This window comes from uncultured Marinobacter sp. (assembly GCF_947259545.1).
Taxonomy (GTDB): domain Bacteria; phylum Pseudomonadota; class Gammaproteobacteria; order Pseudomonadales; family Oleiphilaceae; genus Marinobacter.
In genome coordinates this window covers 364,963-381,191 of record NZ_CAMYMK010000007.1, presented here as the reverse complement: position 1 = coordinate 381,191, position 16,229 = coordinate 364,963, and the positions used below count along the sequence as shown (strand labels likewise).

Genomic DNA, 16,229 nt, shown 5'->3' with positions numbered 1-16,229 from the left:
ACTGGAGCAACCCATGAACTTATATGGTATCCGTGCAATTTATAATTTTGAGATGGCCCGTATGCGGCGCACGCTGATGCAAAGCGTGGCGTCACCTGTCATTTCGACATCGCTGTATTTTGTGGTCTTCGGGTCTGCCATTGGTAGCCGCATGGGCGCCATCGATAACATCAGTTATGGCGCCTACATTATCCCGGGCCTGGTGATGCTCTCGCTGCTGATGCAAAGCATCTCCAACGCCTCCTTCGGGATCTATATGCCGAAGTTCTCGGGCACCATCTATGAAGTGCTTTCCGCTCCCGTATCCTATGTGGAAGTCGTTCTCGGCTATGTGGGGGCCGCAGCCACGAAGTCGGTCATCCTCGGACTTATCATACTGGCCACCGCCAAACTGTTTGTGGATTACAGCGTACTGCACCCGTTCTGGATGTTTTTCTTCCTGGTGCTCACCTCCATCACCTTCAGTTTGTTCGGCTTTATTATTGGCATCTGGGCCGACGGTTTCGAGAAACTTCAGATTATCCCGATGATGATCGTAACGCCGCTGGTGTTTCTGGGTGGTACCTTCTATTCCATCGACATGTTGCCGGACATCTGGCAGACCATCAGCCTGTTCAACCCCGTGGTTTATCTGATCAGTGGTTTCCGCTGGGCTTTCTATGGCGTATCCGATATCCACGTTGGCATCAGTGCCGGCATGATCCTGGTGTTCCTGACCGCCTGCATGATGACCGTCTGGTGGATCTTTAAAACGGGCTATCGACTGCGTTCATGAGCAGGACCGCTCTGGCTCTGATCACGACCCTGTTCATACCGGCGCTTGTCGTCGGGCAAACCAAAGCGGAGGATTCATTGCCGATCCGTGAGGCATGCCTGATTTCAAGCCACGGGATCACCCCAATCAGGGTGGAAATGGCGATCACCGAATCCGAACGTCGAAAGGGCCTGATGGGACGAACATCGCTGGCGCCCAATACCGGCATGCTGTTCATCTATGAGGAGCCCAGGGAGCCTGAGCGCGGATTCTGGATGCACCGGACACTGATCCCCCTGGATATCGCCTACCTGGATGACCAGGGCACCATTAAGGCGATCAAACAGATGTTCCCCTGTAAGTCCACGCTGGAATCGGGCTGCCCGGTGTATCGAGCTGGCGTCAGTTTTTCTGGCGCCCTGGAAATGAACCAGTTCTTTTTCAGAAATAACGGTATTTCGGTGGGAGATCGGGTTTCAACCAGCGAGTCGATCTGTAAACATTGAGAATCCGAAAGCCAGCCCGGACTTCAGGCCCGGGCCGGCCAAAGAAAGGTGGTTATTTCTTCTTACCTCCTTTGTTGCCGTTACCACCCTTGCTGTCATCGTCTGTCTTGCATGACTTCGGTTTGTGAAGCTGGATATTTCCGCCCTGGCTCAGTGTTCCACTGGCCGAGTAGCCAGAGTCACAACTGATGCCAAACGTATCGGATCGTCCCGGTTCGCCATTATCGGCAACGGTTACGGTGCAGAAAGTCGTGCCGTTGTCATCGGCGACGTAATCCAACTCGCGGGTCGTATCGTCGATAATACGATAGTCGACGACTGAACTGCCCCGTATATGATGGCCCGGCGCAACCAGGTTGAAACGGCCTTTCAAGTCGCCGTTGGGGAACACGCCACCGTTCATGCCGAAGTTCACCCGCTGGCCATACTCATCGGAGAAGAAGCCGCCGCCGGTGACAAAATCCGCTGCGGGCGGGCATTCACCATTCGGCCCACTACCACAGATCAGACCTGCCTCGGCCCGGGAGATGGCGACTTCAGCCACCGGTGTACCCAGAACGCCAAGAACTTCCACGCGCAATGCCGTCACGGTAATGCTCTTGTCTGTCTCCACCTGCTCATTGATCGTCACTTTGATCAGCCCGCCAATATCCAGGGTCTGGTTTGGGTCGCCGCTCGCCTCAATGGGCATACCATTGATCGTTAACCCAATAATGTCGGAATACCCCGACAGAACCGGCGAACCGTTCGTACACTCCGCCGAAGCAACTGCCTGAAGGACCGTCGCGTTGATATTCAGATCGACGCCCAGAGAAGTCAGGTCCAGTCCGAGTTCTGCGGTAACGGCCATGGAATCGGTGCGATTGCCAGAGCCAACGGTGGTGGCGTGCAGAACGCTCGCCTTAACCACTCCCTCATCAACGTTGATCAGGGACTCATCCTTGCTCCCGCCACTGCTATCAAGCTGGCCTGTATCCGAGAGCACGATTCTTTCGTTGACGAGCAAGAGATTTACAGACACATCCAGCGCGGTAGCGCTGCCAATATAGGACGGTTCAGATCCGCCTTTATTACCATCTTTGGTTTTGGGGTTAGCCAAGGCCGTTGCCGAAGCAAGACACATTGCAACGGCCACTATGATCGCTATGCCCCCTGTTTTAAGTGTTGTAGTACCTGGGCTCATTTCCACTCTCCTTGTTAACTTTTATAGCGTGGCTACTATCCTGGTTTCCCAAACCACATTATGAGTATTGGTGCTAAAAAGGAGTGTGGAAAAGACGGATTTCCTCTATGGAAGAGCCAAAGTAGTACAGATGTACATAAAAACTATATATCACCCGCAGGAACAGATACTTGGCAAGATGAGTCGCTTTTCAGCTGTCCTTCCATTCAGGCTTGCGCTTATCCAGAAATGCGCAGATACCTTCCCGTGCATCGCCTGCGGCCAGGTTATCGGTCATGACCTGTGAGGTATAGTCATAGGCATCTGCAAGACCGAGCTCCAATTGTCGGTAAAACGCTTCCTTCCCGACCTTCAGGGTGTGGCTCGATTTGCCGGCAATGACCCGTGCCATGTTGTAAACCGTCTCATCCAGTACCTGCTCATCGACCACCTTGTTCACCAGCCCGATCTGTTCCGCCCGGAGCGCGCCGATCATCTCGCCAGTCAGCAACATTTCCATAGCGTGCTTGCGGTGCACATTACGAGACAGGGCCACCATCGGCGTGGAACAGAATAACCCTATGTTGACGCCCGGAGTGGCGAAACGCGCCGTATCCGCCGCAACCGCCAGATCACAACTGGCCACGAGCTGGCAGCCAGCGGCTGTAGCAACACCGGCTACACGGGCAATCACCGGTTTTGGCAGATTCACGATCTGTTGCATCACCTTGCTGCACTGATCAAACAGCGCTTTCTGCTGTTCCTGCTGACCAAATTGCTCCCGGACCTCTTTGAGATCGTGGCCTGCACAGAACACCCGGCCACTGGCGGCAAGCACCACCACCCGGGTCTCCGGGTCGTCCGCCAGGGCTTCAAGGCGATCAGACAGGGCCCGCAGCATAGACATGGAGAGGCTGTTGCGATTCTCCGGCTGATTGAGTGTGAGCGTTGTAATGCCATCATCAGTGGCAACTGTAATCATATCTTCCGCAGTCATGGTGACTTCACTCCTCAGGCGTTTCTCACAGTATTCCGGGGCGCCACCCACAAGTCGAGCCGACTTTCGTCGGGCTCCGCCTGAGACAATCGCCACAGCTCAATGTGACCTAATTCACAAAAGTGACAGTCCCCAATGTCCATGTGGCCAACGCCCAGATGATGAAAATTATGGTTTTATGACGGCAAAGCGTGACAAAACATCACAAAAAAATAACAAAATGAGGTATTCATGAGACTAATCAAGCAAGCTCTGCCCCTGGCAGCCGCAATAGCACTCGCCGGGTGCGGCGGAAGTGGCGGCTCCGAAGACAAACCCAATGACACTCCCAGTGTGGTGGATTCGGAACAGCAAGAAGTGACTGGCCAGGGCGCAATCCGCGTGCTGTCAAACCGCCCTGACCTGATCAACGGTGGTGATGCCCTGGTAGAAGTGGCAGCAGCGAATCTCAAGGGCGCAAAAGTCCTGCTCAACGGTAAAGACATCAGTAATGCCCTGACCATCATGGAGAACGGTACGCTTCTTGGGCTGATCTCCGGCCTGGAGCTCGGCGAGAATGAACTGAAGGTCATCCTCGGTAAAGGCGGCGTGCTACGCAAAACCATCATCAACCATCCCAAAGGCGGCCCGGTATTCTCCGGCCCACAGGTCCAACCCTGGAACTGCACCAACGCCAATCCAGTAGACGACAAGTGCAACCAGCCAGCGGATTTCGAATTCAAGTACGTGCCGGAATCGAAGTTTGACCTGTTTGCCGAGAACTTCGACCCGGAATCTCCGGGATTACCGGATGCCTTCCTGTCATACGATCCGGAGAACCCACCGCCAGAAGAGGATATTGCCCAGGTTACGACTGACGAAGGTGTCACCGTGCCGTTCATTGTCCGAGTTGAAAAGGGCGTGATGAACCGTGACCGGTACCAGATCATGTCCCTGTTCCAACCGGATCAGGAATGGACAGCACTGTCGCCCCAGGAGCAATGGAACGGTAAGGTCCTGATACATCACGGTGGCAATGTTGGTGTCAGCTATGGCATGGGAAATCCACCGAATGGCGATATCTCGGGCACTGCGCCCGACGGTGGTGAAACCCTTCTGGGTGACAGTATCTCCGTCGCCCTGGCCCGCGGGTTTGTAACCCTGTCCACCGCCCAGGCCAACCTTGGCCATAACGTCAATCTGGTGACTGCGGCTGAATCTCTGGTGATGACCAAGGAGCATATTGTTGAGCAGTATGGCCCTGTGCGTTACACCATTGGTACTGGTTGCTCCGGTGGTGCGATTGCCCAGCAGCACATTGCCAACGCTTATCCGGGTATCTACCAGGGACTGATCGTGCAGTGTTCCTACCCGGATGTATGGACCACGGCCACCCAGTTCGCCGATTACAATCTGTTGAACGAATACCTGGGTAACCAGGTCTCTGAAGACCCGGCTGACCTTCTTGCGTTCGTTGAAAGCCTCCTTACCTCACCCGTGTTGGCGATTCAGTGGCCAGCGTTGTACGGCCACCTTCCGGTAAACCCGATCGTGTCCGACCTGGCGTTTTTCCCCTCGGCCGAACCGGATCAGGAGAACTGCCCGGGTCTGGCGGGGCAAGCCGAAGTGTATGATCCGGAAACCCGTCCCGACGGCCTGCGCTGCGGCCTGATTGACTACATGGTCAGCCAGTTCGGCACCCGCCAGCCGGAGGCGTGGTCTCCCAATGAGCAGCTGCTGTCACGGGGTTTCGCCGGAATCCCGCTGGACAACAGCGGTGTCCAATACGGCCTCAAAGCCCTGCAGAACGGTGTTATCACCGGGGACCAGTTCCTGGCCGTCAACCGCGACATCGGTGGTCTTGACGTCGATATCAACTACCAGGCCGAACGCACGATCGCGGATCCGCAAGCATTGGAAAACGCCTATCGCACCGGCGCGGTCAATACCGCGGAAAACCTCGCCAACGTCCCCATCATAGACCTGCGTGGCCCGGACCCCGGCATTGCCCACGATGCCTTCCACTCCTGGCAGGTGCGGGCGCGTCTACAGGAAACCCAGGGCCATGCCGAGAACCAGGTCATCTGGTACGGCGCATTCCCGTTGGCCGGTGACACCATTTTCAGCACCGAAGCACTGCTGGTTATGGATCAGTGGCTGGCTGCTATTGAAGCAGATAATGAGGCCACGCCGGTCCCGGCCAAGGTCCTCGCCAACAAGCCGGTTACCGCCAGGGATCGTTGCCTGTCGCTGTCGGCGCCGTTCTCGGAAGAGGGTCCGAAGGCACCCTACACGGGTAACCTGCTGTATCCCGAGCCGCAGGTCTCCGGGCTGGACTCGGAACAGATCCCGACCCTTCCTGCAGAACTGGGCCAGATACTGGACGTTGCCACTGGACAAGTCTGCGGTCTGAACCTGGGTGACCTGGGGCTCCCCGAGACCATCACCGACCCACTCCAGCCCATCACCGACGAAGTGGTGGAAGTCCAGAAACTGGTGGTCCAGACCCGTTTTGGTACGCCGCGTACGGTGGCAGGTGATTCCATCACCACGCTGAACAACAAGTGCCAGCTGAAACCCGTTGACCCTGCGGATTATCCGGAAAACCCGCTCACAGGCGTGAGTAACTCTGAAGAGTTCGCACAACAAGTGGCAGAAATATTCCCGAATGGTGTCTGTGATTACAGCAAACCACCGGTCGGCGAAGTGCCCACGATGACGTGGTTGCAGTATGGCGATGAAGAGACCGTAACCACAGGCGGAGAACCGATACCTGCCAGCAATGAAACGGTCGCAGGCTGGGCTTCCCCGGCGTTTGGGGTGGACCTGAACCCAAGAGCCGACCTGTAATTACAACCCGCAGGGGCAGTGCAAGCTGCCCCTGCGTTGAGTTGCTATTATCATCCTCTGCCCGCACGATTAGAGTAAGGAAACCACTAGTAGGGAGCGGGCCATCATGCAGACATCCATGATCTTCAAAATCATTGTTGGCATAGCCATTATCCTGGGCGGGATCTTTGTGGTCATGAGGGACGACCCTGCCGTACCGACCGGAGACATCAACACCATCGAGCCATTGCCGGATCAGGAAAGCCAGTAGCGCATTCCGGATTACGCAGCGTGAGCGTGGATCCAACCCGTATAAAAGGGCTGACGATTGCCGCCCTGGGTGTGCTGTTTATTACTCCGGACGCACTCCTTGTAAAGATCACCTCCGTCGAACCGATCGTTTTCGTGTTCTGGCGAGGACTGCTCCTGGCCTTTAGCTTTTTCGTTATTAGTTGGCTCAGATATCGGTCTCGACTGGTATCCGAGGTCCGCAAATGCGGCCGCAAGGGCCTGTTCTGCGCCAGCGCCTTCGCCGTAAGTACACTGGGATTTGTGGTGGGGATGAAAAACACCGCCGCTGGCAATGTCCTGGTGATCCTCAACACCGCACCGGTGATCGCCGCGGTGATCGCGTGGCTGGTGTGGAAAGAAACCCTGCCTCTCAGGACCTGGATTGTCATCCTGGTGTGCGTAACTGGTGCCACGTTCATGGCCATTGGTGAATGGGGTAAGGGCGACCCGCTCGGCCTGATGATGGCAGCCGTGGCCGCCACCGCCCTTGCTTCCAACCTCAATATGGCCCGCTCCAAACCAGACGCTGATATGAGCGTGATGCTAATGTTCGGGGCACTGGGGTTAGCTGGCGTTGCCGCCCTGGCCGGCGGCGCACAAATGCTTTCACCCCGGGACAGTTTCTTTATCGCCCTGCTCTGTCTGGTGTTTCTGCCGATGGCCTGCATTCTGATCCAGATCGGCCCACGCTACATTCCGGCGGCGGAAGTCAGCCTCATGCTACTGCTGGAAACCGTGCTGGGCTCCTTCCTCGTCTGGCTGTTCCTCGGCGAAGTGCCACCCAAACTCAGCCTGATCGGCGGTGTGATTGTATTCGCCACACTCGCCGTTCATGGCTGGATCGAAGTCCGTAGGTATCGGCAAGCCACCGCCGGTTGATTAAACGGGAGCTGTCGCGGGAAGATACCGACTGATTGATAACAAGGAACCAGAACAATGACGACCTTACCGCAACTCAGCGACGCATTACTGACCCTGGAGAACCGGGTAGCCTTCCTCACCCTGAACCGCCACGACCTGCGTAACGCCCTGACAGGAACCAACCTGATCGAGGACATCGTGACCACCGCAGAGTGGGTTAACCAGTGCGAGGACGTATCGGTATTGGTTATCACCGGCACCGGCTCCGCGTTCAGTGCCGGCGGGAATATTCGCGACATGGCCAACCGCAGTGGCGATTTCGCAGGCGATGTCGCGGAATGTGCGGATCGTTACCGCAAAGGCATACAAAGAATTCCTCTGGCCCTTCAGGCGGTCGAAGTGCCGATCATCGCGGCCGTTAACGGCCCCGCTATCGGCGCAGGCTTTGACCTGGCCAACATGGCCGATATTCGCATTGCCTCGGAAAAGGCTAAGTTTGGTGAAACCTTCCTCAACCTCGGAATCATCCCCGGCGACGGCGGCGCCTGGTTTATGCAACGTCTGATCGGCTACCAGAAGGCCTTCGAGCTGACACTCACCGGACGGATCATCGATGCTAAGGAAGCCAAAGACCTGGGCATCGTTCTGGACGTCGTACCCGCCGATCAACTACAGGGCGCCGCCAAAACCATGGCCGACCGCATGGCCAGCCAACCGCCGAAGGCAACGCGCCTGACCAAGCGTCTGATGAAAATGGCACCACGGATGGAGCTGAAGGACTTTCTGGATGTGTGCGCCAATTTTCAGGGCATGTGCCACAACGAGCCGGAGCATTTGGAAGCGGTTAATCGGATGTTGGAGGCTATGGCGAAGAAATGATGGTGCCCGGAGCCGGAATCGAACCGGCACGACCTAACGGTCGAGAGATTTTAAGTCTCTTGTGTCTACCAATTTCACCATCCGGGCATCGGAGGGAGGTTTTGAGGGGCAGAATTGTATAAGGCCGCGTAAGTTAACGCAATCCGGAATCTGCCCTCGCCCTCTTTTGTTGCTAATCAGGCCTCTGTCGGTTTGACCGCTCTACCCTTGTAGATGTAACCCGCTATTTTGGGTGCTTTGGGAATGTAGAGGTTTTCCAGTTCCAGTATTTCGAAACCTGCGTGTCGGATCAGGTCGGCGATGTGGCGGTTCAGATGGCAGCCGCCTGCAAGCTTTTTCCATCCGGGGGTAATCCGGTGTTGCCATTTGCGTGTGCTGTCGTGTGGGGATTCGCCATGCTCCAGGAACAGCAGTTCACCACCAGGTTTGAGCACCCGCCACATCTGCTGCAGCGCAGCCTGCCAGTCAGGGATGGTACACAAGGTGAATGTCAGCAATACGGTGTCCACGGAGTGGTCGTCCAGAGGAATTTTCTCCCCGGGAAGATCCAGCCATTCAACCTGAACGGGGGAACGCGCAAGATTTGGCAGAGCTTTGCGTCTCATCCCCTCTGAGGGTTCCAGGCCGTAGACCAGGCTGACATTGTCCGGGTTGTAGAATTCCAGGTTGATAGCAGATCCCATGCCGACTTCCAGTACCCGGCCTTTGGCGCGGGGCACTACCTGACTGCGCAACTTCATGACCTGGCCCATTGAACAGGCGCGGTCTATGATGTGTGGCAGTATGCGGTTCTCGTAAAAGCTCATATGCTTCCCCATACTTGTTTCATGTCAAGGATGCGACAATCTGCCCTATCGCGGTTGTCGTTATATTTAGTAACATAATGATTATCTGCCGGTAATAACAATATAACACAATGAAATAAGGCAGCGGCTGAACGGGTTCGCTAGCTCGTTTGTTGTGATGTGCTCTTTACCGGAGGGTTCCCATGGAACTAGATCCTCTTATCCTATCGCGAATCCAGTTCGCGTTCGTGGTGTCTTTTCACGCCATTTTCCCGGTGTTCACCATCGGGCTTGCCTCCTTCATAGCTGTACTGGAAAGCCTTGCCTTCAAAACCCGCAATCCAATCTGGGAAAAGCTCTCGGCCTTCTGGACCAAGGTCTTCGCTGTTGTCTTCGGTATGGGTGTGGTGTCCGGTATTGTGATGTCATTCCAGTTCGGGACCAACTGGAGCAACTTCGCCCAGGCATCGGCCAACTATCTCGGGCCGATTCTGAGTTATGAGGTGGTCACCGCCTTCTTCCTGGAAGCGGCATTCCTCGGGGTGCTGTTGTTCGGCCGTGATAAGGTGCCTGCGGGGGTTCACCTGTTCGCCGCTATCATGGTCGCCACCGGAACGTTTATTTCGTCGTTCTGGATTCTGTCCGCCAACAGCTGGATGCAGACCCCGGCCGGTACGGAGCTCCGCGATGGCGTGTTCTATGTAACTTCATGGAGTGAGGCGATATTCAACCCGTCCTTCCCTTACCGGTTCCTCCATATGGCACTGGCATCCTTCCTCACCGGCGGGTTTGTGGTGGCAGGCGTGAGTGCCTGGTACCTGCTCAAAGGTCGCGAGGTCGAGGCTAACCGCAAGGCACTGTCCATGTGCCTGTGGCTATTGCTGATTATTGCTCCGGCTCAGGCGGTGGTCGGTGATTTCCATGGCCTGAACACCCTGGAACATCAGCCCATGAAGGTCGCTGCGATGGAGGGCAACTGGGAAACGTCCCGGAATGTGCCGCTGTTGTTGTTTGCGATTCCCGATCAGGAAAACCAGACCAACCGGTTCGAGATTGCGATTCCCAGTCTGGCCAGCTTCATTCTGACCCATGAGTGGGACGGCGAGGTGCCGGGCCTGAATGAGGTGGCGGTTGAGGAGCAGCCTCCGGTTGCCATTGTGTTCTGGTCATTCCGGATCATGGTGGGCCTCGGCATGCTGATGATTCTGTTTGCCGTGACCGGGCTGGTGCTTCGGTCCGGTGGCCGCTACTGGCGTACCGGCTGGTACCTGCAAGGTCTGCGTTTTATGAGTATTGCGCCGTTCTTTGCTGTGCTCACCGGCTGGTTTGTAACCGAGGTCGGGCGTGCGCCCTGGCTGGTACAGGGCATGATGACCCAGGCCCAGTCTGTTACACCATCACTGACCGGAGGCATGGCGCTGTTTACACTCATTGGCTATATCGTGGTGTACGGCCTGGTGTTCTCGGCGGGCGTCTATTACCTGATGCGGGTGCTGTATGTGGGACTGGAAGATCGGCACGACGAAGACGAGCACGAAGCAGAACGACCGGCACGGCCATTGTCGGCCACTCACGTGCCGTTTGAATACGGCGATGACACGCCAAACAAACCAGCCAATCAGGGAGGTCACTGATTATGGAACTGTTTGATCTGCCCCTGATATGGGCATTCATTATTGGCTTCGGCATCATCATGTATGTGTTGATGGACGGGTTCGATCTCGGCGTTGGCATACTCTTCCCCTTTGCTCCGAGTGAGGGGGACCGTGACACCATGATGAATTCCGTGGCCCCGGTGTGGGACGGCAACGAAACCTGGTTGGTTCTGGGTGGCGCCGGCCTGTTGGCGGCGTTTCCGATGGTGTATTCCATCTTCCTGCCCGCGCTCTATATCGGCGTGTTCCTGCTGCTGGCCGGCCTGATCTTCCGTGGCGTGGCCTTCGAGTTCCGGTTCAAGGCCCGCACTTCCCGCTATCTGTGGAACTGGGCCTTTGCGGGCGGCTCGACCGTCGCAGCGTTTGCCCAGGGCGCGGTGGTTGGCGCCTATATTCAGGGCTTTGAAACGGCGGATGGAGTCTACGTCGGGGGTGCACTGGACTGGCTCACGCCGTTCACCGTGCTTACAGGCCTGGGTATGCTGGCCGGGTACTCCCTGCTCGGTTCCACCTGGCTGATCATGAAGACCGAGGGCCGACTTCAGGAGTGGGCTTACAAGGTCACCCTACCCCTGCTTGCTGCGGTACTGGTGGTGTTTGGCATTATCAGCGTCTGGACGCCGTTTGTAGATGATCTGGTGCGGGAGCGCTGGTTCTCCAACCTGTCCGTTATCTGGGTCCTGCCGGTGCTGACACTGCTCTGCGCCTTCCAGATTTTCCGTTCGGTTCGCAACCGGTTCGAAGGTATGCCGTTCGTGGCAACCATGGGGTTGTTTATCTTTACGTACCTGGGTCTGATCGTCAGCCGCTGGCCCTATGTGGTGCCGCCGGAGTACACCCTCTGGGACGCGGCTTCCGCCTATGAGTCCCAATTGTTCCTGCTACTGGGGCTGCTGTTCGTGATTCCCATTGTGCTGGTCTATACCGCCTGGACTTACTGGGTGTTCCGGGGCAAGGTTCGCGCCGGCGAGGGCTATCACTAAGTGGCTGAGACGGGTGACATAAACTCACCCACCAGCCAGCAGGCCGTCAGGCAATGGCTGTCTCAACTGGCCCGTGGCAACCGTCTGTGGATTCGCAGTACGGTTGCTGCGGGCATAGTTGCCGGCATAGCCACAATTCTGCAGATGGTCTTTCTCGCCCGGATTATCCATCTGGGCGTCATCGGCGAAGTACCGGTTGCAGACCTCACCCCGCTTTTCCTATGGCTTATCCTGGCGATCATTACCCGCGCCATGGCTCAGGGTTTCCAGACCCGGCTTGCCGCCCGTTGCAGTGAACAGGTCCGGCGTGATGCCCGCCGTCAGATTCACAAGCACTGGCAGGCGACCGGGCCGGTTGCTCTGGGGCAATCCTCAGCCGGTACCCTGGCCCGGGAATGGATTGACCATGTCGAGGCCCTGCATGGTTACTTTGCCCGCTTTCTCCCGCAGATGATGCTGTCGGTAGTGGTACCGTTGCTGATTCTGGTTCTGGTGTTCTGGCTGGACTGGTTGGCCGGGGTGTTTCTGTTGCTGTCAGCGCCGCTGATACCGCTTTTCATGGCCCTGGTGGGTATGGGTGCGGAAAAGCTGAACCAACAGCATTTCGAGACCATCAGCCGCCTCTCCGGGCAATTTCTGGACAAGGTCCGGGGACTGACAACCCTGCAGCTATTTGGCCAGACGACCGGCGCCACCGAGCTTATCCGTAAACGCTCGGATCATTACCGGTGTATCACCATGAAGACCCTGCGGGTGGCCTTTCTCTCCTCGGCGGTACTGGAGTTTTTTGCGTCCGTGGCAATTGCCGTGATTGCCATTTATATCGGTTTTGGTTTGCTGGGTTACATTACTTACGGCCCGTCAGAGGAACTGACCCTGTATTCCGGCCTGCTGATTCTTTTGCTGGCACCGGAGTTCTTCCAGCCGTTGCGAACGCTCTCCCAGCACTACCATGATCGGGCCGCCGCCCTGGGTGCCGGCGCAGAAATTCTGGAACGACTGACCACGCCGGTGGATAGCCATCGTCAGCTTCCCGAAATCGCCGATTCCGGCAGCGCGCGTGACGTTATTGAACTGGACTCAGTCTCCGTGGCGTTCAGGGCGAACCAGGATGTTCTCAGGGACGTTTCGTTGGTGGTTGCCAAAGGCGAAGTGATTGCCCTCGCCGGCCCTTCTGGCGGCGGGAAATCGACCCTTCTGCATCTGCTGGCAGGTTTCATGTCACCGGACGGCGGCAGCATTCAGTTATTCGGCGAGCCACCGGGGAGTTTCCATTTCGGCTGGCTGGGGCAAAAAGGTTTCCTGGTTCAGGGAACCTGGGCGGACAACCTGCGCCTGACCACACCGGATGCCTCAGACATTGCCATAGACACGGCCCTACGCAATGTCGGCCTTGGCCCGCTGCTGGACAGCAGGCTGGAGGGAATCTGCAGTCCCGTGTCCGAAGACGGCCAGGGGCTATCCGGCGGACAGGCCCGGCGTTTGAGCCTGGCGCGTATCTTTCTGGCGGATTACGACCTGATCTTACTGGATGAGCCCACAGCTGGTCTGGACAGTGATAGCGAGGTGTTTGTGCTGGAGGCCCTGCACAAGCTGGCCTTAGCCGGTAAGACACTGATTTTCTCGACCCATCATCACGCGCTGTTTGCACTGGCCAATCGGGTACTACTGGTCTCCGGTGGGGAGGTGCGCATTGGGTGACCTCAAACCCTGGCTGAAGCTTATTTTCAAGCGTCCCGGAAGACTGGTGGTGGGGGGCGTTCTGATCCTGGCTACCCTGCTCTCCGGCGTTGGGTTACTGGCGGTTTCGGGATGGTTTATCACCGAAACCGCGCTGGTCGGGATGCTGTTGGCCGCTGGCGTTGCCGCGTCCATTAATCTTTATGTGCCCGGTGGGGCGATCCGTTTCTTTGCAGTTTCACGGACGGTCTTCCGGTATCTGGAGCGGGTATACAATCACGATACGGTTCTGCGATTGCTTACCGATATCCGGGTGGCACTGTTTCAGAGTCTGGCCTCGGCGGGCCGCAGCCACAGGCAGGAACTTACCGGGGCCCAATGGCTCTCCAGGCTTACCAGCGATGTCGACGCGCTCGATACCCTATACCTGCGGCTCATCGCTCCGACAGCGCTGGCGGCGCTCGTCACTGTGCTCGTTGTGATTCTGACGGCGGTTCTGTTTGATATGCGGACAGCGACGCTGGTGGGGCTTGTATTGCTGGTCGCATTTCTGAGCGCCACGATTGGTACCTATCTGAGAACAAGGCATCTCGCCGCCAGACAGAGCGAACGCCAGGAATCATTGCGAAACGCGGTTATCGAGCATATTGAGGGCTTTGCCGAACTGACGGCGGCCGGTAGAACCGGCAAACATGCAGCGTGGCTGATGCGTCAAGCGCACCAGGTGACGTCTGAACAGGCGCAGGCGGACACGCGGGCAGGCTGGCACCTGGCCGGCGCTCATCTAATGATTAATCTCTCGGCGGTGCTGGCCCTGTGGGCGGGTTTCGCTCTGTTTCGTGCCGGGGTGGTGTCCGGGCCAGTGCTGGTCCTGTTGCCCATTGCCCTGCTCGGCCTCGCGGAAATCTATGCCATGCTGCCCGATGCGTTTGGCAAGTTGGGGGCAACGCAGGCCTCAGCTAATCGCCTGAACCGGGATTGCCGGGAAGAACAATCAACAGCAAGTACCGTTCCCCTGGACTTGCCATCAAACACCGATCTACTCGCAACAAACCTGGCCGTAAAACATGCGGGCTACGCACCGTTATTTACGCACTTCAACCTTGAGGTCAAGAGTGGCGAGCGGGTCGGTATTGTTGGTCATTCCGGTAGTGGAAAGTCTTCCCTGGCGGATGTGTTCGCCGGTCTTCTGCCACCGGCCCAAGGCAAGCTGGCCAGGAAGGATCGGGTCTATCTCACCCAGAAAACCGTACTGTTCGAGGATACCCTGAGAGCGAACCTGCTGATAGGTTCGCCGAACGCCAGCGAGACCGAACTTTGGCGCATTTTGGAGGTGGTGGAACTGGCAGAGCGTTTCTCCTCGGAGCCTGACCGGCTTGATACCTGGCTGGGAAGTTCGGGCAGCCGGTTATCCGGTGGGGAGGCACGGCGTGTCGCATTGGCGCGGGTGCTGTTGAACCCTGCACCGGTGGTAATTCTGGATGAACCGTTTACCGGGCTGGATGCTAAAACCCGGACACGGATTGCGAAACGAATGAACTCGCTTATGGAGGGGAAGACCGTGATCAGCCTGGCTCACGGGCCGGATGCCCTGCCGGACACCGACCGCGTGATTCACCTTACGGGTTAACGGGTTTCAACCAGTTCAAAGGCCAGTCCAGCCTTGCCTGTTAACCGGTCCATCAGCTTGCCATCCAGCAACGAGGCCGGGGTCCAGAAACCGCCCGGCTGCTCTGCGTCGAGATCGAAGGCCAGGCACATACCCGCCTCGCCCAGCATTTTGCCGGTGGAACCGTAGCCTGGATCGCGGTCACCGGTGACTTTGGTAATCAGGGTACGTCCGTCTTCGGTTTTGCCAATAAAGCGCAGGTCAAAGTAGCCATTTTCCTGGGCTTCGGGGCTTGGCCCTTCACCCGGTGCCGGAACAAACTTCTCTACCAACCAGCGTGTGGGCTTAAGAGCCGATGCCGTGAAGAACGCCCCCAGCCCACCGGTAATGCCGTACGCCGTCAGGCGCCCTTTCATGCCGCGCCCGGTCATCATGGCTTCATCGTACGTGAATTCCTTACCGTAACGGGCTTGCTGCAATGCGTTGGAGCGATGCACCACCCGAGTGTTGATGGCCCCCATGACAAACGGCGCCAGCCACACACCAAAATCCTTATCGTATTCCGCTGTTTTAAGGCTGGGCTGACGAGCCTGGGATCGGTGATCCGGCGGACAGATGGAAAAGGGATTTGCCAGTTCTTTCCTCAGTTTCGGATCGGAAGCCGCTTCCCGAGCAACATTGATCATGGATGCCACCGTGCCGCCGGAGAATTCCCCCTTCGCAGCCTTTACCCGCATCCTTACGTCGCGACAGGGAGCACCAAAGGTCTGCTCTGCCTGCTGTTGCAGGAACCACACGCCCATGTCCGATGGAATCGAGTCAAACCCGCAGCAATGAACGATGCGTGCACCGGAGGATTTGGCCTCGTCCTCATAGCGTTCTACCATCTTGCGAATCCATTGCACCTCGCCGGTCAGGTCGCAGTAATCTGTACCCGTGCGGGCACATGCCTGCACCAGAGGTTCTCCATATAACGCGTATGGGCCGACGGTGGAGATGATAACCCGCGCCTGGTCACACATGGCCCCCAGATCCGCCTCATTCGCAGCGTCTGCAATGATGGTGGGCAATTCCCGGGCGTCAGCCCCCAGTTCTTCCTTGAGTTTGCCCAGTTTGCTCTCAGAGCGGCCGGCAATGGCCCAGGATACCGACTTACCCACTCCATAGGTCTCAAACAAATACCGAGTGAGTATCTGACCTACAAAGCTGGTTGCCCCGAAGACCACCAGGTCATAGGTTGTGTCCGTTGATTTCGTCAT

At 57.2% G+C, this 16,229-nt stretch carries 14 protein-coding genes and 1 tRNA gene; 10 read left to right on the top strand and 5 right to left on the bottom strand.

What is annotated here, in order from left to right; genetic code table 11:
* The first annotated feature begins 13 nt into the window (after positions 1-13).
* Positions 14-775, top strand: a complete 762-nt coding sequence (locus Q0Y21_RS09550; protein ID WP_297794303.1) for an ABC transporter permease — start codon at positions 14-16, stop codon at positions 773-775.
* Positions 772-1,260: a DUF192 domain-containing protein gene (locus Q0Y21_RS09545; RefSeq protein ID WP_297794301.1), complete on the top strand. Its 489-nt coding sequence runs from the start codon at positions 772-774 to the stop codon at positions 1,258-1,260. Before Q0Y21_RS09550 ends, Q0Y21_RS09545 begins: the two co-directional genes overlap by 4 nt.
* Positions 1,261-1,312: 52 nt before the next feature.
* Here Q0Y21_RS09545 and Q0Y21_RS09540 read toward each other — a convergent pair whose 3' ends face one another.
* Both Q0Y21_RS09540 and Q0Y21_RS09535 read right to left on the bottom strand, forming a co-directional pair.
* On the bottom strand, positions 1,313-2,443 hold the full coding sequence (locus Q0Y21_RS09540; protein WP_297794298.1) for a choice-of-anchor P family protein: 1,131 nt from the start codon (positions 2,441-2,443) through the stop codon (positions 1,313-1,315).
* Between the two features lie 190 nt (positions 2,444-2,633).
* Positions 2,634-3,419 carry an enoyl-CoA hydratase gene (locus Q0Y21_RS09535; RefSeq protein ID WP_297794295.1) on the bottom strand — a complete coding sequence of 262 codons (786 nt, stop codon included), beginning with the start codon at positions 3,417-3,419 and terminating at the stop codon, positions 2,634-2,636.
* A gap of 231 nt (positions 3,420-3,650) precedes the next feature.
* On the opposite strand from Q0Y21_RS09535, the gene Q0Y21_RS09530 reads away from it, so the two are divergent.
* The 4 genes from Q0Y21_RS09530 (at position 3,651) to Q0Y21_RS09515 (ending at position 8,258) form a co-directional block, all read left to right on the top strand.
* A complete protein-coding gene (locus tag Q0Y21_RS09530; protein ID WP_297794292.1) occupies positions 3,651-6,248 on the top strand; it encodes a DUF6351 family protein in 2,598 nt (865 codons plus the stop codon).
* Positions 6,249-6,354: 106 nt separating this feature from the next.
* Positions 6,355-6,498, top strand: a complete 144-nt coding sequence (locus Q0Y21_RS09525; RefSeq protein WP_297794289.1) for a hypothetical protein — start codon at positions 6,355-6,357, stop codon at positions 6,496-6,498.
* A 20-nt stretch (positions 6,499-6,518) separates the two neighbouring features.
* A complete protein-coding gene (locus Q0Y21_RS09520; protein ID WP_297794286.1) occupies positions 6,519-7,397 on the top strand; it encodes a DMT family transporter in 879 nt (292 codons plus the stop codon).
* Positions 7,398-7,454: 57 nt separating this feature from the next.
* Complete coding sequence (locus Q0Y21_RS09515; RefSeq protein WP_297794283.1) at positions 7,455-8,258, top strand: enoyl-CoA hydratase-related protein; 804 nt, start codon at positions 7,455-7,457, stop codon at positions 8,256-8,258.
* Here Q0Y21_RS09515 and Q0Y21_RS09510 read toward each other — a convergent pair.
* Positions 8,259-8,345, bottom strand: a tRNA-Leu gene (locus Q0Y21_RS09510).
* A gap of 89 nt (positions 8,346-8,434) precedes the next feature.
* Positions 8,435-9,064, bottom strand: coding sequence for a class I SAM-dependent methyltransferase (locus tag Q0Y21_RS09505; protein WP_297795377.1), 630 nt, complete (start codon positions 9,062-9,064; stop codon positions 8,435-8,437).
* A 182-nt stretch (positions 9,065-9,246) separates the two neighbouring features.
* On the opposite strand from Q0Y21_RS09505, the gene Q0Y21_RS09500 reads away from it, so the two are divergent.
* The 4 genes from Q0Y21_RS09500 to cydC are packed head-to-tail and all read left to right on the top strand — an operon-like array spanning position 9,247 to position 14,991.
* Positions 9,247-10,677, top strand: coding sequence for a cytochrome ubiquinol oxidase subunit I (locus Q0Y21_RS09500; RefSeq protein ID WP_297794280.1), 1,431 nt, complete (start codon positions 9,247-9,249; stop codon positions 10,675-10,677).
* Positions 10,678-10,679: 2 nt separating this feature from the next.
* Positions 10,680-11,681, top strand: a complete 1,002-nt coding sequence (cydB, locus tag Q0Y21_RS09495) for a cytochrome d ubiquinol oxidase subunit II (protein WP_297794277.1) — start codon at positions 10,680-10,682, stop codon at positions 11,679-11,681.
* Entirely contained in the window at positions 11,682-13,382 is a 1,701-nt protein-coding gene (gene cydD / locus Q0Y21_RS09490) for a thiol reductant ABC exporter subunit CydD (protein ID WP_297794274.1), read from the top strand. It begins immediately after the preceding gene.
* Positions 13,375-14,991 (top strand): thiol reductant ABC exporter subunit CydC, encoded by a 1,617-nt coding sequence (gene cydC / locus Q0Y21_RS09485; RefSeq protein WP_297794271.1) that lies wholly within the window; start codon positions 13,375-13,377, stop codon positions 14,989-14,991. The genes cydD and cydC overlap by 8 nt, the downstream gene beginning before the upstream one ends.
* Here the strand turns inward: cydC and Q0Y21_RS09480 are convergent.
* Positions 14,988-16,229 (bottom strand): saccharopine dehydrogenase NADP-binding domain-containing protein, encoded by a 1,242-nt coding sequence (locus Q0Y21_RS09480; protein WP_297794269.1) that lies wholly within the window; start codon positions 16,227-16,229, stop codon positions 14,988-14,990. The two genes, cydC and Q0Y21_RS09480, sit on opposite strands and share 4 nt — an antisense overlap.

Coding starts and splice junctions, on each gene's coding strand:
- Q0Y21_RS09550 (WP_297794303.1), top strand. CDS start 14: ATGAACTTATATGGTATCCGTGCAATTTATAATTTTGAGATGGCCCGT.
- Q0Y21_RS09545 (WP_297794301.1), top strand. CDS start 772: ATGAGCAGGACCGCTCTGGCTCTGATCACGACCCTGTTCATACCGGCG.
- Q0Y21_RS09540 (WP_297794298.1), bottom strand. CDS start 2,443: ATGAGCCCAGGTACTACAACACTTAAAACAGGGGGCATAGCGATCATA.
- Q0Y21_RS09535 (WP_297794295.1), bottom strand. CDS start 3,419: ATGACTGCGGAAGATATGATTACAGTTGCCACTGATGATGGCATTACA.
- Q0Y21_RS09530 (WP_297794292.1), top strand. CDS start 3,651: ATGAGACTAATCAAGCAAGCTCTGCCCCTGGCAGCCGCAATAGCACTC.
- Q0Y21_RS09525 (WP_297794289.1), top strand. CDS start 6,355: ATGCAGACATCCATGATCTTCAAAATCATTGTTGGCATAGCCATTATC.
- Q0Y21_RS09515 (WP_297794283.1), top strand. CDS start 7,455: ATGACGACCTTACCGCAACTCAGCGACGCATTACTGACCCTGGAGAAC.
- Q0Y21_RS09505 (WP_297795377.1), bottom strand. CDS start 9,064: ATGAGCTTTTACGAGAACCGCATACTGCCACACATCATAGACCGCGCC.
- Q0Y21_RS09500 (WP_297794280.1), top strand. CDS start 9,247: ATGGAACTAGATCCTCTTATCCTATCGCGAATCCAGTTCGCGTTCGTG.
- cydB (WP_297794277.1), top strand. CDS start 10,680: ATGGAACTGTTTGATCTGCCCCTGATATGGGCATTCATTATTGGCTTC.
- Q0Y21_RS09480 (WP_297794269.1), bottom strand. CDS start 16,229: ATGACGAAATCAACGGACACAACCTATGACCTGGTGGTCTTCGGGGCA.